Here is a 22,484-nt window from a genome sequence, read left to right as displayed (position 1 = left end):
CATTCAGTTGTCATTTTTTGGTAATAAGGTAACTTACGTCGTCTGTTCTGCCCGGAGCGCTAAGCTTTTTCATATAAAAACAACAGGTTGCAGAATCTCTGAGCATCGTAAAATATCGGAAAAGGAAATCACTTTGAAAGTTTCTGTCGCTGGGGCCGGGTATGCTGCACTGGTCAACTCTGCCTGTTTTGCTGAAATGGGCAACCTCATAACACACTTCAGTTTTGAACCAACGGATATCTCCGGGGGACTCCCTTTTTATGAGCCTGGGCTCCTGGGTATGCTTGAGTCTAATGCTAAGGCCGGTCGCCTATTGTTTACCACTGACGCCGATGTCGCACTTGCCGATGCTGATATTCTGATTCTTGCTTTTTCTGAGAAGGAGAAGGTGAGTGCTGCGGATATTGCCACGACGATTGGCCGCACAATCACGCGCCCTGTCGTTATTGTTAACCGCCTGGCTTGTCAGATTGGTACGACTGAGGAAATCTGCAGGATTGTTAATTATGAGGTCGCGGAACGCGGACTGAGTTTCGAGGTGGATGTCGTTGCTAATCCTGAGTTTCTCAAAGAGGGGATGGCGATAGAAGATTTTATGCGCCCTGACCGGATTGTCCTTGGTGTCGCAGGGCACAATGCGCGTGCCGCCATGTCTGAGCTGTTTAAACCATTCAGTCGACAGCATGACCGTCTGATGTTTATGGGCATCAGAGATGCCGAACTGGCGAGGTATGCGACCAGCGCCATGCTGGCAACACGTGTCTCACTGATGAACGAGATTTCTGCGCTGGCTGAAACCTGCGGCGCGGATATGGAAAATGTCCGTCGCGGAATAGGCTCAGATCAACGAATTGGTTATGCCTATCTGTATCCCGGTGTTGGGTATGGTGGCGTTGGCTTGCCACGGGATGTCAGCACTCTGATTGAGGCTGGCCAGCAGGCAGGCGTTGATATGGTGCTGTTGAGTGCTGTCGCCGAGCGTAATCGTCGCCAGGGCGATTGGGCGCTTAAGCAGCTCAGTCGTGAGCTGGGCAATCTCGAAGGAAGTAAGATAGCCATATGGGGGCTCGCATTTCGTCCGGAAACAGACGATGTGGCAGCATCCCCATCAATTGTATTGATTCGTCAGCTGCTTGCTGCAGGGGCTGTTGTCTCGGCGTATGATCCTTTGGCAATGACCAATGCGCGTCTGGAGTTGGGCGATGATGCCGGTCGCGTTATTTTTGCCGGACATCAATATGACGCTCTGCCAGATGCAGATGCCCTCGTTCTTATGACAGAATGTAAACCATTCCGTCAGCCGGACTTCAATGCGATGGCCAAGCTGATGAAACGCCCTTTCATCGTTGATGGGCGTAACCAGTACGACGGCGAAAGCCTGCAGCGCGGTGGGTTTATCTATCGTGGCGTTGGCCGGTCTCCGGAATAACAATAATTTCATAATTGGTTGGAAGACTTTTGGAAACCTCAGCAGTATCAGACAACGAACAAGCCGTCGCCGTCTCGGGAGGCAACCTCAGTGTGCGCTTGCCGTTCAGCTTTGCCCGGCGCTTCGGTGTGCTGGTTGACAGTCGCGATGACCGCATCACGCTCTTCCATCGCGAAGGTCTGAATGCTTCGGCACTGATGGAGGTGCAGCGTTTTCTCAGTCGCCCATATCAGCTGGAAGTCATCAGTGATGACGAGTTTGAGCGGCGCCTGGGGCTGGCCTATCAGAGTGACTCGTCAGAGGCCATGGAAATGGTTGAGGGGCTTGGTGATGACATGGATCTCGCCAGCCTCGCCGATTCCGTCCCCGAAACAGAGGACCTGCTGGAGCAGGAGGGCGACGCCCCAATCAAGAGGCTGATCAACGCCCTTCTTACCGAAGCAGTGAAGGAAGGCGCGTCGGACATTCACGTTGAAACATACGAAAAGCGTCTGGTTGTCCGCTTCCGGATCGACGGTGTTCTCCGGGAAGTGGTGCAGCCGAAGCGTGCTCTTGCTGCTTTGTTAGTCTCCCGTATCAAAGTCATGGCGAAGCTGGATATCGCCGAAAAGCGCGTCCCGCAGGATGGTCGTATCGCGCTCCGCATCGGTGGACGTGAAGTTGATGTCCGTGTGTCTACGATGCCATCCAGTCATGGCGAGCGCGTGGTAATGCGTCTTCTGGACAAACAGGCCGGACGACTGGGGCTCGCGCAGCTCGGCATGTCAGCCCGCGACCTTCAGGCGATGCGAAACATCATCAGCAAGCCGCACGGTATTATCCTTGTGACGGGACCGACCGGCTCTGGTAAGACCACGACGCTTTACGGTGCCCTCAGTGATCTGAATGACACCAGTCGCAATATTCTTACGGTTGAAGATCCTGTGGAATACAGTCTGCCCGGTATCGGTCAGACTCAGGTTAACCTGAAAGCAGACATGACCTTCGCGAAAGGGTTGCGGGCGATTCTCCGTCAGGATCCGGACGTCGTGATGATTGGTGAAATCCGTGACCTTGAGACCGTAGAGATTGCTATCCAGGCGTCTTTGACAGGTCACCTTGTACTGTCCACTCTGCACACCAATACGGCAGTGGGTGCGATTACACGACTCCAGGACATGGGCGTTGAGCCTTTCCTGTTGTCGTCTTCTGTCATCGGTGTTATTGCCCAGCGACTTGTCCGGGTACTGTGCGACGACTGTAAGGTCGAAACGGTCGCAGACGCCAGTGAGTGCCGCCTGTTGGGTGCTGACGAAGCCAACCCGCCGACTATCTATCATGCTAAGGGTTGCGACAAGTGTAATCAGTTGGGTTATCGGGGTCGGCAGGGTATCTATGAAATCATCGAAGTGGATGAGAGTATGAAAACACTCATCCATGACCAGGCGGGTGAGCAGGAAATGGAACGTCATGCGCGCTCTCTGGGGCCGAGTATCCGTCAGGATGGGATCCGCAAGGTTCTGGCTGGCAAAACGACTATTGAAGAACTCCTGCGGGTAGCGAAGGGCTGATATGGCAGCATTTCTGTATCAGGCGCTTGACGCAAAAGGGCGCCAGAAGAAAGGTGTGCTGGAAGCAGACAGTGCGCGTCAGATCCGTCAGCAACTCCGGGAAAAAGGCTGGATGCCGCTGTCTGTTGAGCCGACAGTGGTTAAGCAGAAAAGCGCAGGGTTTTTCAGTCGGGGGCCGTCGCTGTCGGTAGGTGAAAGGGCGCTTCTCACGCGCCAGCTTGCCACGTTGATTGGTGCAGGCCTGCCTATTGATGAGTCGCTGAAAGCGCTGGCCGATCAGACCGAGAAGCAGAAAACAAAAGCCATGATTCTGGCGATCCGCGCTAAAGTGCTGGAGGGGTTCACCCTGGCGAATGCACTTGCCGAATACAGCCGGGCGTTTCCGGTGCTTTATCGTTCTACCGTGAGTGCGGGTGAACATTCTGGAAATCTGGCGCCGGTTCTCAACCGGCTCGCAGACTACACCGAGCGCTCGCACGAATCGACCCAGAAGATTCGTCTTGCGGCCATCTACCCCCTCGTGCTCACACTGGTTGCTACCGGTCTCGTTGTCGGGCTGCTGACCTATGTCGTCCCGGATATCGTTGATGTGTTTCTGAAGAACGGACAAGAGTTGCCAGGCCTTACTCAGCTGATGCTGAATATCAGTAATTTTCTCACCAGTTACGGCCTGTATCTGGGCGTTGCCATTGTGGCGTTTATCGCAGCGTTCCTGCAGATGATGCGCAAAGAGGCCTTCCGTTCCAGGGTGCACCGTGCTCTGCTTGCGTCTCCATTTATCGGATCGTTTGTCCGCGAAGCCAACACCTCCCGTTTTGGCAGTACACTGGCTATCCTGACAAGCTCCGGGGTGCCGCTGGTTGAAGCGATGCGGATTGCCAGTCATGTTGTAATGAATATTCCAGTGCGTAATGCGCTCAACTCGGCTACCGTGCGGGTCAGCGAAGGCTCCAGCCTTCATAAGGCCCTGCAGGAGACCGGGCAATTTTCACCTATCATGCTGCATATGATCGCCAGTGGTGAGAGCAGTGGAGAGCTTGACAGCATGCTGGCACGGACAGCCGAACAGCAGGAAAAGAATCTTGAGAACACTGTGTCAGCACTGGTGTCTGTTTTTGAGCCCATGATGCTGCTTGTCATGGGTGGTGTCGTCGCGTTGATTGTGGCGGCTATCATGCTTCCGATTCTGGAACTTCAACAAATGGTGCAGTAGGAGATTTTTATGCACATGAACAAACGTCAGGGCGGTTTTACTCTGATTGAGGTAATGGTTGTTATCGCGATTATTGGCGGGATTCTGGCCATGGTTGCAACGAATATCATCGGCTCTGCTGATGACGCCCGCATCAAAACAACCAAAAACCAGATCAAGCTGGTTGAAGGCGCTCTGGATATGTACAAGCTGCATAACTATCGCTACCCAACGACAGAGCAGGGCCTCGAAGCGCTGGTACAGAAGCCAAGCAGCGCTCCGGAGCCGAAAAATTATCAGAACGGTGGTTATCTGAAAGGCGGGAAGCTGCCTCAGGATGCCTGGGGCAACGAATTCCTCTATTTTTCTGATAAGGGACAGTACGAAATCATCTCTCTGGGCTCTGATGGGTCAGAAGGTGGTGAGGGCGACGCAGCCGACATCAGTAGCCAGGAGCTCTGATCTTAATGAGGTCACGCGGGTTTACACTGCTTGAGGTCATGGTAGTACTGGTGATTGTTGGCCTGCTGCTGTCTATGGTGAACCTCAATTCAAGTGATCGCGCAGCTCAGAACGAAACCGAGCAGTTTGCAAGACAGCTGCTCGGTGCTTTTAACCAGTATCGGGATGAAGCCGTCTTTCAGAATATCGATCTTGGTGTCGCTATTCTTCCCGAAGAACTGGGCTTGCTGGCCTGGCAGAATGTCTTTTCCCAGGAATTCACCACGGGGCTGAGCATCGAAGAGCTGGATGCGCTCAAGAAAAATCCGTGGCAGCCCTTTGATGGGCGCATGTCGGTGACCCGTCCGGTACCTGAGAATATTGATCTCCGCTTGTTTGTCGAAGAAGAAGAGATCGATATCGCCGAACTCTATGATGAAGATGAAGGCCCCCGGCCTGCCATTCTTTTCCTTTCCTCTGATGAATACACCGCATTTGAGCTCCGTCTTACCCATGTTGCGGATGAAGGCTTTCAGGTGACAGTCTCCGGTGATGGTTTTAATCCGGTGCTAAGCCGTACGGAGCGGTTTGGTGAGTAATCAACGTGGTTTTACGCTTCTTGAGGTTATGGTTGCCGTAACCATTTTTGCGGCAGTCGCTGTGACGATAACGGATACATCGAGTATGCGCGTTAATAACCTTCTGTCGATCCATACTTCAACTCTGGCTTCCTTTGTTGCAGAAAACCGCCTGGCAGAGATTCGTCTGACGGGCATTGTCCCTGCTGCGGGGGATTCCAAAGGCACCGTGCGAATGGCTGATCAGGAGTGGTATCTGTACACGCATGTCGAAGACACGCAATTTCCGGGAATGCGCCGCATCGAAGTGTCCGTCGCGCCGGAACAGAACAAAGAGAATCCGGTAGTTACCCTCGCGACTGTAATGGGGAGCCGCTGATGAAACAGCAGGGATTTACCTTATTAGAGGTTCTGGTTGCTGTTTCCATTTCGGCACTGATTGGAGTTTCCGCTGTGCAGTTATTGAGCTCAGTCGGTGATACTTCCCGGGCAACTCAGGCGAGGGCTGCTGAAATTGCCGCACTTCAGCGATTTAATCAGGTCGTCAGTCGCGACATCAGTCAGTTCATCAGTCGACCCATCCGGGACGAGTACGGAGATCAGCAGGCCGCTCTGCTGCTGGATTCCGGAGATTACCCGCTTGAGTTTACCCGGGCAGGCTGGCGCAATTCGCCGGTAAGCGAAGATCCGCGATCCACATTGCAGCGAGTTGCCTTCCGCGCGGAAGAACTCGATTCCGAGGTATGTGAACCTGCCCTGAACCGGCTTGCTGAAGCCGCGGGTGTAGCCCCGGAAGAATATGAAGGCGAGGGCGACTGCCTGGTGCGTTACTACTGGAATGTACTGGATCGCTCATCTGACAGCGAAGCCGCGGCTCAGGTGGTTGTCGATCGGATCTCAGATCTCACCTTTGAATTGTTAACACAGACGTATGATGAAAACGGAGCCGTAAGCTCGCAGAATGTCGTTACCGCCTGGCCTCCAGTGGATGCTGCTTCTGAGAACGGTCGGCCTGTGGCCATTAAGTGGCGCTTTGTTCTGCCGGATCTGGGTGAAATCGAACGCCTCTGGCTGATCGCTTATGATGGGAGTGCCTGGTGAAAAAGCAGAAAGGCATGGTGCTTCTCATGGTGCTGCTTATATTCTCCGTTGCCGTTGTTCTGGCGACCTCGATGATTGAGCGCCAGTCGATTGATATTGAGCGCAGCGCTACTCTGCATATACAGCAGCAGGCCCGCGCTTTTGCGTACGGTGCGGAGTCTGCGGTACGCCAGGGCCTCTACATGGACTGGGAAGCCGACAAAGAGAAGGATCATGCTGGCGAAGAATGGGCAGTGGACCGGACGTTTCCATTGGACCCTGGCGTAATCAATATTCAGATTTCTGATCTTCAGGGGCGTTTTAATCTGAATAGTCTGCAGCCGGGCAGTGCGGCGCCGACACAGGAAGCGCGCTTTCGTAATTTACTGAACCTGCTCGGGCTGAATACTGAGTTTGCCTCTCGCTGGAAAGCCTGGCTGGATAAAGATAGCCAGGCTGATGATGAATATTACACCCATGAGCCATCCTACCGGGCGGCGTATGCGGCCTGTCGCCATACCAGTGAACTGATGCTGATCACTGATCTTGATCTCGAAAGTTACCAGAAGCTTGAGCCGTACATTACCTGCCTGCCGGCTTCAGCCCAGCTGAACGTTAATACTGCCTCAGCAATGGTGCTGGCTTCATTAGACAGTGAGTTCAGTCTTGCGGATGCTCAGCAGGTCGTCGCAGCACGGGGCGAAGAAGGCTTTGCATCGGTGGATGATTTCTGGAATCTCAGTCAGGTAGAAAAATTTACCCGCGAAGTCAGCGGCGGCGACCCTGACGATGAGAATGTGCCAGCGTCTGCTTGGGCCAAAACAGATTTCAGTGTGGCGACCGAATACTTCGGCATGTTTGCACGAATAGACATTGATGAACGTATCGCAACCGTGGAAGCTGGTATCATGCGAGCTCGTGACACGGGAATGATGACAACTTATTACCGGGACTTCTCCCGGCGTGAAGCCCGCAGTATTCCAGCGGCAAACGAATAAAAGAGTGCAGGATGACCACAGAACACAGAATAATCGAGTGGCGTGCAGATAGCGGTCAGTGGTGGGTAAAAACCGCTACCGGCCGTCAGTCTCTCGAAAGCTGGGCAGAAGAGCAGCCTGAGCTTGCTCAGGTGAGCTTTACGCTGTCGGCTGCGAACTACACAGCGCACTGGGTTGAGCTTCCGGGCGTAAAGGGCAGACACGTTGCGAGGGCGCTTCCGTTTGCGCTTGAAGAACTACTTATCGGCGATGTTGCAGATTTTACTGTCATCCCGGCGGGCAATGCACAAGGTCGGTTTCGTGCATATCTGGTCGCGACTGAGCTTCTTGATCAGTTACAGGAGGCTCTCGAACTGCACCATCTGCGCCTGACAGGTCTTGTGCCTGAAACCGCCGGATTCAGCGGCAATGTCATTGTGCGCTCGCATGATTCCTGGTTGATCAGTATTCCTGGGCGTTTTGAAGGGCGGGTCCCGGAAGGCGCTATGAACCCTGCGCTTGAGTACTGCTGTAATCAGCTGAGTGGCCAGCAGCTCACTATTGTCGGTGAAAACCTTGATCAGGCAGGGTTGTTGAAAACGACGGTTGCCACTGGTTATCCGGAGGCTTTCAGTGATATTGAGGTCTCCTCAGGTGAGCCGGCCCGGGCCGAGGCTCTGGTAAACCTGTTGCATGGCAGAGTTCAGCCAGTGACAGAAAAAGCGCCAGCGGCCTGGTGGCGTAGTCTTGCGATGTTTGCCGGTTTTGCGGCCATTCTGATGGCCGGCTACCTTGTGGTTGCTAATTACCAGCTCCAGAGCAAGGTTGATCAGGTATCAGACGCCAGTCTTGCCCTGTATAAGCGCTGGTTTCCGGGAGAGCGGACGTCTAATTATGAAACGCACTTCCGTCGCAAGCTGATGTCTGGCGGCGAAGCGCAGGGCAGTGCTGACTTCGCTGGAGTGATGGCTCAGGTTTCTGCCGCCTGGGCGGCATCCTCCAAAGACGCTGTGGATGTACAGGGTATCCGATTCTCTGACCGCACTGGGGAATTGCTTCTTGATGTCACTGCCAAGGGGCAGGGTGAGCTTCAGGCGTTCAAGCAGGGGCTGGAGGCCCGTGGTCTGACCGCCGAAATATCGTCGGCGACCGCGGATAAGGACAGGATTAAAGGGCGTGTGAAAGTCGGAGGTGCAGCATGAACGCACTTACAAAGCTCTGGGGCGAGCTGCAGACGGATCCTCGTGTCCAGCAGGCTATCGACTGGTATCAGAAGAAGCCTCCGGTCGAGCAGAGTGTTATCCGCGCGCTAGTTGCCTTTGTGGTTGTCGGGCTTATCTACCTGATCTTTATTGCTCCGCTGGTCGATGAACACCGCCAGCTCACATCAAGCCTGCAGAAAAAAACCGCCTTCTATGAGTTGATGGCAGAGAATGGGGCCCAGTTTGCTGGCTCTGGCAGTGGCGCTTCAGGAAATAAGCCACTGCTGAGTGTTGTCAGTCAGGAAGCCCGCAAGGCTGGAATTACATTGACCCGCTATGAGCAGGACGGTGCCGCATTGCGGGTGTGGGTCGACGATGCTTCGTTCGACGATGCCATACGCTGGATTGAATCACTTGCCCGACGCCAGGGCGTGGTTGCCACGCAGGCCAATATCGACCGCGATGCCCAGCCCGGGCGCGCGGATATCCGTATAACGTTTTCTCAGTGAGGTAATGATGAGCGATCTTTACGACCTGGTTGTGATTGGTGCGGGGTCTGGTGGCGTCCGTGCTGCACGAATGGCTGCTGCGACGGGAGCGCGTGTCGCGGTCGTGGAAGATCTCTATCTTGGCGGTACCTGTGTCAACGTAGGCTGCGTTCCGAAGAAACTGTTTGTGTATGCCAGCGAGTATGCAGGCCACACAGGTGAAGCGGCGGGATTTGGAGTTAATCTCACTAGAGAATCTTTTAGCTGGTCTACGCTTGTTGAGAATAAAACCAAAGAAATCAACAGGTTGAATGGCATTTATAACAATTTACTTGAAGGTCCGGGCGTGGAGGTGATTCGCGCGCACGGAAAGGTGGTGTCGGCAGATTGTGTCGAGGCGGGCGGGCGTCTACTCAAGACCCAGCGAATCCTGATTGCTACGGGTGGCTGGCCGTACATGCCTGATCTTCCGGGCATTGAACACGCAATAGACTCCAATGATGTGTTCAGCCTGGAAACCTTCCCGAAGCGGATTCTGGTGGTCGGAGGCGGATACATCGCAGTAGAGTTTGCCGGCATTTTCAACGGGCTAGGTGCCGGGACCAGTCTGCTCTATCGGGGCGAACAGATCCTTCGCGGTTTTGATAACGAAATCCGCAGTCACGCTGCAGCAGAGATTGTGAAGTCTGGCGTGGACCTGCGCACGAATACCGATATCGTAAGCATCGAGCGTGAGGCGAACGGAGGGCTGATCGCTCACCTCAATAATGGTGAGGCGATTCATTGTGATGCCGTCATGTATGCAACAGGTCGTAAGCCACGCACCGAAGGGCTTGGGCTTGAAGCTGTTGGCGTAGAAACGGCGGGCAACGGTTCAATTGTCGCCGATGAGCGGTTTTCAACCAACATCCCTGGTGTTTACGCACTGGGTGACGTGATTGGCACGCCAGCGTTGACTCCCGTAGCGCTGCAGCAGGGTATGGTTTTCGTTAATCAGCAGTTTGGCGATGACACCCGCTCGATGAATTATGACCTGATACCAACGGCTGTTTTCTGCCAACCCAATATCGGCACCGTCGGCCTGACCGAAGAGCAGGCGGCAGAACGTCACGCTGGTGATGTCGATATCTACACCTCTGAGTTCCGCGCACTGAAACATACCCTCAGCGGATCACCAGAGCGCACCCTGATGAAAATGGTTGTCCGTCGCTCGGATGATCGCGTCATCGGTGCCCATATGGTCGGGCCGGATGCAGGGGAGATCATTCAGGGGATCGCAGTGGCAATGACGGCGGGAGCAACCAAAGCGCATTTTGACCAGACATTGGGTATTCACCCTACCGCTGCGGAAGAATTTGTGACTATGAGAACACTGACGCGCTCAATATGAGCGCGTCAGGATGTCAGTCTTTATCCGCAGAACACCAGACGAACACTGTCCAGCACCAGCTGTGAACGGCTGATTGCCTCCACAACCTTTGCCTTCTCACGTTCGACTTCTTCGATCATGGCGCCAGAAATGGCAGCATTCTGCTCCGACAGGGCGCGCAGACGGCCGAGTCGATCTTCATAGGCCTCGGTAGCCCTGTCGCTTGCGCGGGCAATCATTTTATCCAGCTGCCCCATCCCCATTTTTTCCAGCTTAGAGATAAGAGGGCGGACCTGGGCTTCTTTCTGCTCGACCAAGCCCCGCGCTGTCCCTCGCTTGAGAGACAGTACGAATTCGCCGAGATCTGGCTGATTAACCTTAAGATCGCCTGTCGGCGTCATAGTCAGGTGCATGGCATCAGGAGGCAGAAACCGCTCAACCTGAAGCGCGCGTGGCGCTGGACATCTGGCAGTAAACTGAAGCTGGATAAAGCAGTCGCCGGTCTTATAGTTGTGATTTTCGATATACCCTACCGCTGCATTACCTGCCGGACCGCTGAGTATCAGCTCCAGAGCCTGATCGATAAATGGGTGCTCCCAGCTCAGAAACTGGACATCGTCCCGCGCCAGAGCAACGTCTCGGTGGGTCGTTGCCATGAAACCATCCTCAGGAAGGTGTGGCAGGTCGGGCACCAGCATATGATCACCCGGAGCAATTGTTATGCAGTCTCCGCCGAGATCCGTCACCTCAAGGCCGAAAGCATCTGCAAACAACTCGACAAAATCGTTCAGTTCCGCTTCATCCTCGATGTGCGTAATGGTCATTTCCTGCGCTTCAGCCCGTGCGCGGCGAGGTGGGCAGGAATGCAGCTCAAGCAGGCGGTCCCGGCCTTTTTCGTATTGCTCTTCCAGAGCCTTACGCTCAGTGCCCAGGGTGTCCGCGAGCTCCCCCATGTCCACGGAGGCGAATATTCCGTCGCGGATGCGGGTCTCGTGTTTTTCTAATAGCGGCTGAGCGGTTGGGTTAGGGTGACTGAAGGTGTCCAGCGTCCCGTTAAGGAAATCCGCCCAACGTTCGGTGGCATGGCCGGCAAACACTGGGATATGAATGCGGATATCGTTTTTCTGACCAATGCGATCAAGGCGGCCGATACGCTGCTCGATAAGGTCGCAGTTGAACGGCAGATCGAACAGTACCAGATGGCTGGCGAACTGGAAGTTGCGACCTTCGCTGCCAATTTCTGAACAGATAAGGAGGCGTGCTCCCTGCTCCTGGTCAGCAAAATACGCTGCAGCACGGTCGCGTTCGATCATATCCATGTGCTCATGGAATACTGAGCAGGCGACGCCGTGTTTCTCCCAGAGATACTGTTCCAGGGCCAGAACGGTATCCACATCGTGAGTGATAAGGACAAACTTGTCCTGTTTGTGCTGGTTGAGTAGTTCTGCAAGCCAGAGTGGGCGCGGATCATCCAGAGTCCAGTCAGGCGTATCCAGATGAGGACGGAGTGGGTCGCTGGCGTCTTTGTAGTCCGGTGGTAGCTCAAGCGACGTGAACTCCGGCAGGCGCTGAGGGAAGCCACTGACACTGTGGCGGGTATTGCGGAACAGAGCACGGCCCGGGCCAAAGCGATCCACCAGTGCTTCCGTGATTTTCTGCCCGTCTTCACTGTCAGCAAGATCCGGAACGCTGGAGTGCAACAGAGATGACTGCTCTGACGTGAGGTCTTCACCCTCGGACACCGCTGCTGCAAGCTCAGCGTACGGCCGGTATTGATCCTGAGCCGCAAGGAAACTATCCAGAGAGGGGTAGCGTTCGGGGTCAAGCAGGCGCAGACGAGCGTAGTGACCTTCGACGCCCAGCTGTTCGGGCGTGGCAGTCAGTAGCAGAACGGCCGGTGTGATTTTGGCGATCTGTTCAACCAGGCGGTATCCGTCGTCCTGATATTCCGGAGTCCAGGTCAGATGGTGTGCCTCGTCGACAACCAGGGCATCCCAATCCTCACTGAGGATGTCGGCCGCAGCCAGATCGGAAGTGGCCAGAGATAACGGACAGATAAAGAGTTGCCCGCCACCGAATGCGCCTTCTTCTCCTTCAAGGAAATCCGCTTGCGTCGTCACGCTGAAATACAGATTGAAACGACGGATCATCTCAACAAGCCATTGATGTACCAGATGGTCAGGGACGAGAATGAGAACGCGTTGGATGCGCTGCAGGCGGATCAGGCGGTGCAGAATCATGCCTGCTTCAATGGTTTTGCCCAGGCCAACTTCATCCGCAAGCAGTACTCTTGGCAGAGCGTCCTGAGTAACCTGCGCAGCGATATGAAGCTGATGCGGAAGTAGGCTGGTGCGAGCACCAAGGAGGCCATAGAAAGGGCGTTTACGGAGCTGCGCCAGCTTCTGTAGCGCAGACTGGCGCAGTTCGAACAGGTTGTTGTTATCAATCTGGCCAGTAAACAAACGATCGGAGGGCGCGTTCAGCTGAATCGAAGCTGCCAGCAAAGTCTCAGGCACGAAGCGCTCGCCATTGCTGTAGAACATGATGCCATCGATTTCTTCGGTGTCCGCAATGGTGATGACAGAGCCGTCATGCAGCGGAACCGTATCTCCCTCCACAAAAGCAACGCGTGTAAGCGGCGCATTCTGAACTGCATAGGTCCGTGTTTCGTCCATGGCCGGGAAATACATCGACACCATCCGGAAATCGACACTTTGAACCAGACCCAATCCGAGGTCGGTTTCTGCTTCGCTGATCCAGCGCTGGCCAACAACAAACATATTTAATGGATAACCTGTTTTTGTGGAAGAAGGCGACAACCCGGGCCGCAAAAAGAATAAAAGGGCGCGGATTTTAACGTATGTATATTTTCATTCCTACCGCTCACGGGGAGTTAAGCGTCCACACCTGCCAACTCAAGCATGGCGTCGATCATCTCGTGACGATCATTCTCCTGGTGTGGGTGAGAAAGAAGGCCCTCAATGACATATACCAGCAGGCGCGAGACTGTGGCTGCGCGCTCAGTTGGTATACCGACTTTACAGACCTCGCTGATCAGTATCTGTTCAAGCATCATATGGAAACGCGCATGCCAGGTGGCGATGGCCTCTGAGTGAGCGACACGGGCATGCACCGTATTCATCAGCGATTCCGGGCGCTCGAACACCCCAATTGCGTGCATCAGACGCTCTCTGACGGGCAGGCCAGCCATTGTCATGGCCTCGGTCAGACCATCGCGGACGAGATCGTTCAGGACGCCGATTAATACGTCATCCTTTCCCGGAAAATACCAGTAGATAGTGTTCGGCGTGATGCCCGCTTGCTTTGCGATGGCATTCATCGAGGTTCCATCAAAGCCATTTTCCGTAAACAGCTCTGCAGCAGCGGTAAGGATGGCCTGCTTTTTTTCGCCCTGTTCCAAGTGTCGTTTGTTACGAGGCACGGCTTTTTCCTGATTCTTGATTGACATACAAGATAGCAATGTGTTTTCTTGAATGCCATTCAAGATGACAGTAAGTCAAAAAGCAGACAAAACAAAATTGGAGTGCATATGAGTTTTAAACAGGGCATGAAATCAACGTTCCGGTCGGAGGGCGCAGACTGCGCAGCAACCATCTACTATCCAGACAACAAAGCAGAGCGGACACCCGCCATCCTGATGATTCATGGATGGGGCGGAACTCAGCTGATTCTCTTCAAAGACTTTATTAAGCGCTTCACCGAAGCAGGCTACGCCGTCATGACGTTTGACTATGCGGGCTGGGGTGCCAGTGAAGGTCTGCCGCGAAATACTATTAATCCGTGGGCGCGCGTGCGCACTGCAGAAGCAGCACTGGCACACCTGAAAGCACAACAGGACATCAATCAAGATCAGATCGTCGTTTGGGGAACCTCCTTTGGCGGCGGTCACGCCATTGATCTTGCGGCAGAGCACCCAGAACTGGCGGGTGTTATCGCTCATGTCCCTATGCTGAACGGCATGGCGGCAGTTAAAGCCGTGCCGCTGCCACGCCTGATGCGCTTTGGTTTCGATATCGCAAAAGATCTGCTTAATCCGTTTGGCCGAACCTACATTCCTGTCGTATCTGCACTGGGTGAATATTCCACCATGGATAGGGACGGAGCAGGACGCCTTGAAGATTGGGTAGCGAAGGAGCTTGACAGCCCATACGACAACCGGGTAACCGCAACTTCGTTACTCACCATGGGGCCTTATCAGCCGGGAAGGAACCTTAAGCGACTGTCGATGCCAGGGCTTATCATCGGTGCCTTGCGTGACACAGTCGCGCCATTCAACGAAGCATCCGTTCGTAGCAAGGTCGGGAGTAATATCTCGATCAGCACGATTGATGCGAACCACTTCGATCCATATCTGCAGCCCTGGTTTGAAGATAACGTAACCAATCAGCTGAAGTTTCTTAACGAAGTGTTCTCTGATTAGAATTAAATCGAAAACGGGTGATTGCCGCGATTAGGCGGCAATTGCTGTCATTGCCTCATAATACGTTCAATGAACTCTCCTGTCTGACGTAACGATCTATCAGCCTCATCAATTATCCCTGCCTGGAGTTGAAACACATGACCCACACCTTCAAAGCAGGAAAACTCAACGTTAAGGCCCGCTTTTTGAGCGCTCTTGGTGAGCCTGAGCGAATCATCTAACAGTATTTCTTCGCTGCCAACATGTATCAGTATTGGAGGGAGTCCCTCAAGGGTTGCAAACAAGGGTGAACATTCAGCGTCAGTCTTCTGGAGTGCACCGCGGTATGCATCTGCACACCAGCTTAGCCAGTCGGGTTTTAACATGGAGTCCCGACTTAGGTGGGTTTCAATTGAACGACCGGACAGACTAAGATCAACCCATGGGGAATACAGAATAATGGCCCGCGGCAAGGGCAGGGCTGCATCGCGTAGAGCGATTGCTGTAGCAAGCGCCAGCCCCGCACCTGCCGAGTCACCTGCAAGAACTAACTGATGTGGCGCCTGCCCGCTCTTAATTAGTGAAAGGTATACTCGAAGGGCATCATTCAAAGCATGAGGATAAGGTTTTTCCGGAGCGAGCCTGTAATCAGGCAGCCAGACTTTCGATCGCACTGATTGTCCAACCCGCGCAGCCAGTTTTGCATGGCTACCGCGACCACCCAAAACATAACCTCCACCATGCAAGTAGAGGGTGCCCCGGGTTTCAATCGTTGAAGGCGGTGTAATTATGCAGGTCCTTACGCCATCTACTGCGCGCTTCTTGGTAGTGTAGGGCGTGCCGCGTAAAAGTATCCCGCCGACACCTATGATCATACGCTGAAGCCATATCGGTACTTCTGGTGACAGTATTGGTTTTACCGAGCAGCGGATAAATATATTAATTACGCTTCGTATATCCATCATACAGTGCCTTTTGTCTGTATGAAGTGGTTGAGGTTTAAGCTACGAGTCCGGTTACGGTATTCAAAGGTGAACCCTGGCCAATTGTTCGTGTTTTTTCCAGTCGCGGTCTGATACCAACTGGTACACCCCTGGGCCCAGACGGTAGACTTCATTCGCTCCTGAACTTCTTGATTGAAAGCATCCTGTACGTTTTTGCGTAGGTCCAGAGACCGCAGTCCGTTACTCTGGATCTTTCTAACAGCGTCCAGAATGAAGTTAATCTGGCTCTCAAGCATGTAGACGATAGAATTGTGCCCAAGGTTCGTATTTGGACCATAGAGCATAAACATGTTTGGGAAGCTCGTGACTGCGAGGCCGAGATACGCCTCGGCTCCGTCCCGCCATGCCTGCTTTAGCGAAAGGCCATTAAGGCCAGTAATATCCATCGGTGCAAGAAAATCAGTCGCCGCAAACCCAGTGCCGTAAATGATTGCATCGATTTCGCGTTCCTTGCCGTCACAAGTCCGTATGCCATGTGGCAGTACCTCCTCGATGTCGGAAGTAACGACTTCAACTTTTGGATCAATTAATGCGTTGTACCAATGATTTGAGATAAGAATGCGTTTACAACCAATAGGGTAATCAGGCATCAGCCTCTGACGGAGGTCATCGTCCTTAACGATGTCACGAATATGCTTGTGAAACAGATGGTCAACGATGGAGGTTTTTTTAAACCGCGTATTTAGTGCGAGCTGACGCAGCTCGTGGTAGCAGTATTGCCAGCCACGATCAAGCTTCTGTAGTAAGGGGATTCTACGAAACAGTGCTCGTTGCATCTCCGGGTATTGCTTATCGGGTTTTGGTAGCACGTATGGAGCAGAACGCTGATACACATCCAGGTGAGCTACCTGTCGGAGTATTTCGGGTACAAATTGAATGGCGCTAGCCCCCGTTCCGATGACGGCCACACGCTTGCCCGTAAGGTCATAGCTGTGATCCCAGCGGGCAGAATGAAAGGCCTTTCCTGTAAATACTTCAGATCCTTTAAGTGCCGGGTAGGCGGGCCTGTTCAGCTGACCTACTGCGGCAACCATGATCTGGGCGGAGTGGAGCGCGCCCGCTTTGGTGCGGAGTAACCAGACGGACTCTTCAGCATCATATCGAGCACTTTCTATTTCTGTATTGAAGTGAATATGGTCGTAAATGCCATACTTGCGCGCACAGTAGCGCAGATACTGATGTATCTCATCTGCCTTACCGAAGCGATTCTCCCAACCCGGACCTTGCTCAAAGGAGAAGGAGTAGAGGTGCGAAGGGACATCGCAAGCGGCTCCAGGATAGCTATTGTCACGCCAGACCCCTCCAACGTCTCCCGCTTTTTCGAATAGGGTGAAATTGTTGAACCCAGCCTTTTTGAGCTGGATAGCCAAGCCAATGCCGCCAAATCCTGAGCCAATAATGGCGATGCGGGTTGCGTCTCTATATTTTGTTTGTGAATTCACTATGTCTCTCCTGTCTGATTTCCAATACCAATCCAGAGCGTAAAGCCTAATCACCACAGGCTTGCCGTTCGACACTGTTTGAGGACAAAATATCGTTAAAAGGGGACGCCGAGAAATTAGAGGGGAAGAATGAATGGCACATTGGAATTTCCATCGAAATGTGATGAGTGTGCGCCTGTTGTCTGAACTTGCGATTGAGCTGGGAACTACGGCGGATTTTTTGCTGTCCGGTAGTGGCTTGAGCAAGGATCAGTTAGCTGAATCAGAATTGCTCATTTCTGCGCAGCAGGAGCTACAGGTGATCCGGAACCTTGTATCCACATCAAGTCAAAAGCCCGCACTTGGGATTATTGCAGGTACGCGATATCACTTTACTGTATTTGGGGCTCTGGGGTTCGCCATAGTCAGTAGCCGCACAATGCGCAGTGCACTGGATGTAGCTCTCCAGCACTTTCATCTCACGTTTGCCTTCACCCGTTTCGTTGTATCAGAGTGCGACAGTGGTATCAACGTGCAACTAATCGACAATGATATACCCGCAGAGCTGGCTCAGTTCATCATTGAGCGCGATGTTGCGGCTTTAATTACCGTAGCCCGTGACCTCTATGACCTGCAGCCGATGGTCACTCGGGTAACGTTTAAATGCGCACCTCCGGCAGACATATCCAACTACTGTTCATTTTTTAACGTCGAGCCAGAATTTAGTGCAAGTGAGAACTGCGTGGAGTTTGATCGGACCATGTTCGACAGACCTTTGCCGCGAGCTAATGAACTTGCCCATGCAGCGGCAGTTGATCAGTGTCGTTTGTTGCTCGAATCTCGAAGTACTCGTGATGGGGTTGCAGCGCTTGTCAGGGACAAAATGGTGTCTATGGCAGGGTATATGCCCAGGATGGATGAGGTCAGTGCTTCACTGTGCATGACCTCGCGAACCCTGCGAAGGCGGCTCGCGGGTGAACGGGTAACCTTTGCTGAGCTGAGGGATGAAGTCAGGATGTCTATAGCGGAGGAGCTATTAAATGGACCGCGTCTTAGCATTCCTCAGATTGCAGAAAGACTTGGATATGCGGAACCAACCAGTTTTATTAACGCATTTCGACGTTGGCATGGGATTACACCCCATGCATACAGACTTGAGAGCAAAAAGTGATAAGCATATGTATCGTCAATTCGATAGCACGATAACACATATATATCCTCTATTATTTCCGATAATTGTTATTATCGGAATAGGTAGATTGTGGCAGAGATTGCTGGAATTCCTGGGTATTTTCCTGCGGGACTATTGTTCAGCTCCATTCCAGTGTTGGAAAAGAACCTTACAGGCTTCTTCTGCAGTGTCGACCATTTTGAATAACTCCAGATCCGCCTGACTGACCGCGCCCTGATCGGCGAGAAACTGAAAGTTAACGGCTTGTTCCCAGTACTGACGGCCAACGAGGATGATCGGTAGACGGTCGATCTTTTTCGTCTGTACCAGAGTCAGTGTTTCAAACAACTCATCCATGGTGCCGAAGCCACCGGGAAATGCGACCAGCCCGACGGCTCGTTTGAGGAAGTGCATTTTGCGTACGGCAAAATAATGGAACTGAAAGCAAAGTTCAGGTGTGATGTACGGATTAGGTGTCTGTTCAAATGGCAATACGATATTGAGTCCGATACTCAGCCCGCCTGCATCTTTTGCACCGCGGTTTGCTGCCTCCATAACCCCCGGACCACCGCCGGTTGTGACCACATACTGGCGGCAGTCATGACTGACCGATAGCTCGGTAACGCGCCGGGCTAGCTCCCGGGCCTGCGAGTAGTAGTAAGCGCCAGTACCGGGTCGGTTCTTATCACCCGTGGTTTCGTGGAATCTGGCCCCGCCAAAAACCACCAGTGTTGATTCTATGCCGGCTTCTTCCTGTATCAGATCCGGTTTCATCCACTCGAGCCCCAGCCTGACGGATCGCATCTCATCACGCAGTAGCAAGGCATCATCTGCGTATGCCAGACGATATGAAGCGCTGTCCAGGCGGGTGTTTTTCGAGTGTTCGACATCTTCGGCGGCTGATGGAAAACACGATGCGGGTTTCTTCTTTTCGCTCACAGATCGTCCTCAGAAAGAAATTGTTTCCCGTTTTTCAGGGATTCTGGCGGTCCATCCCCTGCTTTCTGCGGCGGATTTGAGTGCCCTTTTGGCCTCAGACTCTCCGTGGACAAGGAATAATTGCGGCTGACTTTCTTTGAAGTGATCCAGCCAGTCAAGCAACTGGCTCTGACAGGCGTGCGCCGAGAACCCGCCAAGCGTATGAATCTGCGCCTTCACTACAATATCTTCGCCGGCCATCTTTACTGATGTTGCACCGTCAATGATTCGCCGTCCAGGGGTGCCCATGGCCTGAAACCCAACGAAAACCACATGTGACTGCGAGCGCCACAGATTGTGTTTTAAATGGTGGCGGATTCTACCCCCATTGCACATACCGCTGCCGGCGATAATAATCGCCCCGCTCTTTATTTTATTGAGTTTCATGGACTCATCAGTGGTTGATGTGAAGCGCAATGGAGGAAGCAGGCTTTGAAGGTTTTTAGGGGCGGAGGGCTTACGCGGCGTAGTGCTGTCTATTATTTCCAGATCTTCATCGCTGTAAACTTCCTGGTGCGATTCGTAGACCTGAGTGACAGAAATAGCCATCGGACTATCAAGGTAGATTGCCTGGTGTGGTAGCTTACCTTTCTGATACAACTCACCAAGACGGAATATGATCTCCTGGGTACGCCCTACAGCAAATGATGGAATAAGGATATTTCCCCCATTCCGGCTCGCCTCTTCAATCACGCCTTCAAATTCCTGAAGCGTATCTTCCATAGACTTATGATTTCTGTCGCCGTAGGTGGACTCCATCAGCAGAACATCCGCTTCAGAAATAATGTCCGGGTCGCGTAGTAATGCTGCCTGTGAGTTACCAAGGTCCCCTGAGAATACCAGGCGCTTCTCCTGACCCTCTTCCGAGATGGCCAGGCAAACAATCGAAGAGCCGAGTATGTGACCCGCATCGTGGAAGGTAACGTGCACATCAGGCGCTATCTGCAGCGTCCGGTAATAATCCACCCCTTCACACAACATCAGCGTGTCGTCTACTTTATCCAGCCCATACAATGGCTCTATGGGTTCTTTGCCGGAGCGCCTGCGACGTTTGTTTTCCCATTCGACATCCCGCTCCTGTAGAGAGGCAGCGTCTTTTAACAATATGCTGATCAGTTCTTTCGTCGGCTGGGTCATAAAGATCTGCCCCTGATACCCCTCTTTTACCAGCAGCGGCAATCTGCCGCTGTGGTCGAGATGGGCATGAGACAGAACGACCGCATCGATGGACGAAACGTCAAAATCCAGAGGAGTAAGGTTTTCGGCCTCTTCCTCTTTTCTACCCTGAAACAGCCCGCAATCGAGCAATACATTGCTGCGTTGCGTTTCCAGCAGATACATTGATCCGGTGACACCTTCTACGGCACCAAGAAACGTAAGTCTGGCCATTTAACTTCCTCCACCCTCATGACGGGTTTGTTGAATGTCGCCTTTAACTTTAATAATTTCCGACGTTTTCTCAGACGCCCGGACAGCATGACGAATTACCGAAAGCGCGGTTGAAGCAAAATCAATCAATTGCGTCATATCAGACACCTTCACCTGATGAAGCGCGGCGGCACGTATCATGGCTCGGCGGAGCTGCTCAAAACTCTCTTCCGCTTCTTCAAACGCCAGTAATGTGTCGGGCAATTGCCCCTGTGTCAGGTTGTCTGAGAGTCTCTGTGTAAGCTCAAAAAACAACAGAAACCTTTCTTCAAGATCTGTACTTATTTGCGGAAGCGATATTTTCTTCTGTATGAGAACAGAGAGTGACGTCTGCATCGCTAGTGTTTCCTGGTTTGCCAGCATTATGTCCATTAATTGCTGTGCGGTTCGTTCATTCAATGAAGATTGCTGCACGCCAACCACAAACTCGGATACCTGCTCGCACAGCGAACGACGCCCCGGTATATCGCCGGATAGCGAATGGTCATAAGCCGAAGCCAAAAGCTTAATTGTCTGATAATCAGCCAGGCTGGCTAGCAGGATGTCGTTCAACTCAAGCGCCGCAGCATTGACTGCAAGGTCTGGTGTGTCTGCAACATTTTTATCAATGTAGTGCGGCCGGAAAGGAATCTGCTCACGGCTACGAAAGCGTTGCTCGAGGAAATCGGCGAGGCGCCCGGTTATTGGATAAAACAGGACGACCCCGGCAACATTGAATGCGGTGTGGAAAATCGCCAGTGTGAACGCTACATTCGTGTTAAGCCCCGCAGCTACCGATAGCTTTTCAATGGCGAACAAAATCACGGGCAGGAGAACGAGCGCAACGACACCCGTCGATAAATTAAATATGACCTGCGCTGTGGCGACCCTCATGGCATTTGCTGTCGCACCCACCGAGGCAAGCAATGCAGTGGTGGTTGTCCCTATGTTAGCCCCTATCACCATTGCACCAGCGGCATAGAGCCCCACGACATCGGTCGATGCAGCAGTGATAATCAGGGCTATAGAGGCGCTCGAGGACTGCGTAAGAATCGTCATAACAGTCCCGATCAGCAGAAAAAGGAAAATCCCGGTAATCCCATCGGCTTTTATCCGCGTCAGATCAAACGCTTCAACAATGCTGCTGAACGCTTCTTTGAGAAAATCGATGCCAACGAAAAACAGACCAAACCCAACCAGGGCCACGCCAAAAGCAGACGCCCTTTGTGAGGGCTTAGTAAGTTTCAGGAGTACCCCCATTGCAATCATAGGGAGTGCAAAGGCCTGAATACTGAACTTAAACCCGACGAGTGCCACTAGCCAGCCCGTCACCGTTGTGCCGATGTTGGCGCCATAAATGATGCCGATTGCCTGGCGCATACTGAGAATGCCGGCGTTTGCGAAGCCAAGCGCGGCAACGGTCACCGCACTGGAAGACTGCACTACCGCGGTCATCATAGTGCCCGAGAGAATCCCCTTTACTGGGTGGCTGCTCCATGACGAAAGCAGGACTTTCAATCCCGAGCCGGCCGCTTGTTTCAGCCCGTCCGTCATCATTTCAATGGCGAGGATAAAAAGCCCTAATCCACCGGCAACGAGGCCGACTAGCTGAAAAGTATCCAAACTGTGAATCGCTACCTGTTCAGGATATTGAGGGTCAGAGCGCCTGCGATTCTGCAGGTATACTCCACGTGGCCGATGTAGCAGAATACTGGAATAACCATTGCTGTATATTGATCTGGATACATAGAAAAGCGGATCTGACAGTGATAATCCG

20 protein-coding genes are annotated in these 22,484 nt (G+C 52.9%); 13 read left to right on the top strand and 7 right to left on the bottom strand.

Going from position 1 to position 22,484, the window contains the following annotated elements:
- The first annotated feature begins 133 nt into the window (after positions 1-133).
- From Q1L85_RS05650 to gorA, 11 genes are read left to right on the top strand one after another with little or no spacing between them, the layout of a single operon-like run.
- On the top strand, positions 134-1,429 hold the full coding sequence (locus Q1L85_RS05650) for a UDP-glucose/GDP-mannose dehydrogenase family protein (RefSeq protein ID WP_300432535.1): 1,296 nt from the start codon (positions 134-136) through the stop codon (positions 1,427-1,429).
- A 29-nt stretch (positions 1,430-1,458) separates the two neighbouring features.
- Positions 1,459-2,979, top strand: a complete 1,521-nt coding sequence (gene gspE / locus Q1L85_RS05645; protein ID WP_370291901.1) for a type II secretion system ATPase GspE — start codon at positions 1,459-1,461, stop codon at positions 2,977-2,979.
- 1 nt (position 2,980) lies between these two features.
- A complete protein-coding gene (gspF, locus tag Q1L85_RS05640; RefSeq protein ID WP_300425075.1) occupies positions 2,981-4,192 on the top strand; it encodes a type II secretion system inner membrane protein GspF in 1,212 nt (403 codons plus the stop codon).
- 9 nt (positions 4,193-4,201) lie between these two features.
- Positions 4,202-4,633: a type II secretion system major pseudopilin GspG gene (gspG, locus tag Q1L85_RS05635; protein WP_300425076.1), complete on the top strand. Its 432-nt coding sequence runs from the start codon at positions 4,202-4,204 to the stop codon at positions 4,631-4,633.
- A 5-nt stretch (positions 4,634-4,638) separates the two neighbouring features.
- Positions 4,639-5,211 (top strand): type II secretion system minor pseudopilin GspH, encoded by a 573-nt coding sequence (gene gspH / locus Q1L85_RS05630; RefSeq protein ID WP_300425078.1) that lies wholly within the window; start codon positions 4,639-4,641, stop codon positions 5,209-5,211.
- Positions 5,204-5,569 (top strand): type II secretion system minor pseudopilin GspI, encoded by a 366-nt coding sequence (gene gspI / locus Q1L85_RS05625; RefSeq protein ID WP_300425080.1) that lies wholly within the window; start codon positions 5,204-5,206, stop codon positions 5,567-5,569. The genes gspH and gspI overlap by 8 nt, the downstream gene beginning before the upstream one ends.
- Positions 5,569-6,291 carry a type II secretion system minor pseudopilin GspJ gene (gspJ, locus tag Q1L85_RS05620; protein ID WP_300425081.1) on the top strand — a complete coding sequence of 241 codons (723 nt, stop codon included), beginning with the start codon at positions 5,569-5,571 and terminating at the stop codon, positions 6,289-6,291. Before gspI ends, gspJ begins: the two co-directional genes overlap by 1 nt.
- Positions 6,288-7,268, top strand: coding sequence for a type II secretion system minor pseudopilin GspK (gspK, locus tag Q1L85_RS05615; RefSeq protein WP_300425082.1), 981 nt, complete (start codon positions 6,288-6,290; stop codon positions 7,266-7,268). The genes gspJ and gspK overlap by 4 nt, the downstream gene beginning before the upstream one ends.
- Positions 7,269-7,279: 11 nt before the next feature.
- Positions 7,280-8,449: a type II secretion system protein GspL gene (gspL, locus tag Q1L85_RS05610; protein WP_300425084.1), complete on the top strand. Its 1,170-nt coding sequence runs from the start codon at positions 7,280-7,282 to the stop codon at positions 8,447-8,449.
- On the top strand, positions 8,446-8,958 hold the full coding sequence (locus Q1L85_RS05605) for a type II secretion system protein M (RefSeq protein ID WP_300425086.1): 513 nt from the start codon (positions 8,446-8,448) through the stop codon (positions 8,956-8,958). The genes gspL and Q1L85_RS05605 overlap by 4 nt, the downstream gene beginning before the upstream one ends.
- A gap of 7 nt (positions 8,959-8,965) precedes the next feature.
- Positions 8,966-10,327: a glutathione-disulfide reductase gene (gorA, locus tag Q1L85_RS05600; protein ID WP_300425158.1), complete on the top strand. Its 1,362-nt coding sequence runs from the start codon at positions 8,966-8,968 to the stop codon at positions 10,325-10,327.
- Positions 10,328-10,347: 20 nt separating this feature from the next.
- On the opposite strand, the gene rapA is transcribed toward gorA, so the two are convergent.
- Complete coding sequence (gene rapA, locus Q1L85_RS05595) at positions 10,348-13,086, bottom strand: RNA polymerase-associated protein RapA (RefSeq protein WP_300425088.1); 2,739 nt, start codon at positions 13,084-13,086, stop codon at positions 10,348-10,350.
- Positions 13,087-13,199: 113 nt separating this feature from the next.
- On the bottom strand, positions 13,200-13,748 hold the full coding sequence (locus Q1L85_RS05590; protein WP_300425089.1) for a TetR/AcrR family transcriptional regulator: 549 nt from the start codon (positions 13,746-13,748) through the stop codon (positions 13,200-13,202).
- A 108-nt stretch (positions 13,749-13,856) separates the two neighbouring features.
- On the opposite strand from Q1L85_RS05590, the gene Q1L85_RS05585 reads away from it, so the two are divergent.
- Positions 13,857-14,747 (top strand): alpha/beta hydrolase, encoded by an 891-nt coding sequence (locus Q1L85_RS05585; protein WP_300425091.1) that lies wholly within the window; start codon positions 13,857-13,859, stop codon positions 14,745-14,747.
- A 47-nt stretch (positions 14,748-14,794) separates the two neighbouring features.
- On the opposite strand, the gene Q1L85_RS05580 is transcribed toward Q1L85_RS05585, so the two are convergent.
- Positions 14,795-15,691, bottom strand: a complete 897-nt coding sequence (locus Q1L85_RS05580; RefSeq protein ID WP_300425092.1) for an alpha/beta hydrolase fold domain-containing protein — start codon at positions 15,689-15,691, stop codon at positions 14,795-14,797.
- Positions 15,688-17,172: an NAD(P)/FAD-dependent oxidoreductase gene (locus Q1L85_RS05575; RefSeq protein WP_300425094.1), complete on the bottom strand. Its 1,485-nt coding sequence runs from the start codon at positions 17,170-17,172 to the stop codon at positions 15,688-15,690. Before Q1L85_RS05575 ends, Q1L85_RS05580 begins: the two co-directional genes overlap by 4 nt.
- Positions 17,173-17,305: 133 nt before the next feature.
- Between Q1L85_RS05575 and Q1L85_RS05570 the strand changes: the two genes are divergently transcribed.
- Positions 17,306-18,322, top strand: a complete 1,017-nt coding sequence (locus tag Q1L85_RS05570; protein ID WP_300425096.1) for an AraC family transcriptional regulator — start codon at positions 17,306-17,308, stop codon at positions 18,320-18,322.
- A 132-nt stretch (positions 18,323-18,454) separates the two neighbouring features.
- Here Q1L85_RS05570 and Q1L85_RS05565 read toward each other — a convergent pair whose 3' ends face one another.
- From Q1L85_RS05565 to Q1L85_RS05555, 3 genes are read right to left on the bottom strand one after another with little or no spacing between them, the layout of a single operon-like run.
- Positions 18,455-19,261, bottom strand: coding sequence for a TIGR00730 family Rossman fold protein (locus tag Q1L85_RS05565; RefSeq protein ID WP_300425098.1), 807 nt, complete (start codon positions 19,259-19,261; stop codon positions 18,455-18,457).
- A 9-nt stretch (positions 19,262-19,270) separates the two neighbouring features.
- Positions 19,271-20,689, bottom strand: a complete 1,419-nt coding sequence (locus tag Q1L85_RS05560; RefSeq protein WP_300425100.1) for an MBL fold metallo-hydrolase — start codon at positions 20,687-20,689, stop codon at positions 19,271-19,273.
- Complete coding sequence (locus tag Q1L85_RS05555; protein ID WP_300425101.1) at positions 20,690-22,330, bottom strand: Na/Pi cotransporter family protein; 1,641 nt, start codon at positions 22,328-22,330, stop codon at positions 20,690-20,692.
- Between the last annotated feature and the right edge of the window lie 154 nt (positions 22,331-22,484).

The sequence above is a fragment of the uncultured Thalassolituus sp. genome, assembly GCF_950066645.1.
In the GTDB taxonomy this organism is placed as follows: domain Bacteria; phylum Pseudomonadota; class Gammaproteobacteria; order Pseudomonadales; family Oceanobacteraceae; genus Thalassolituus.
The sequence above is the reverse complement of the archived record's forward strand: the minus strand, read 5'-3'. Positions and strand labels throughout refer to the sequence as shown.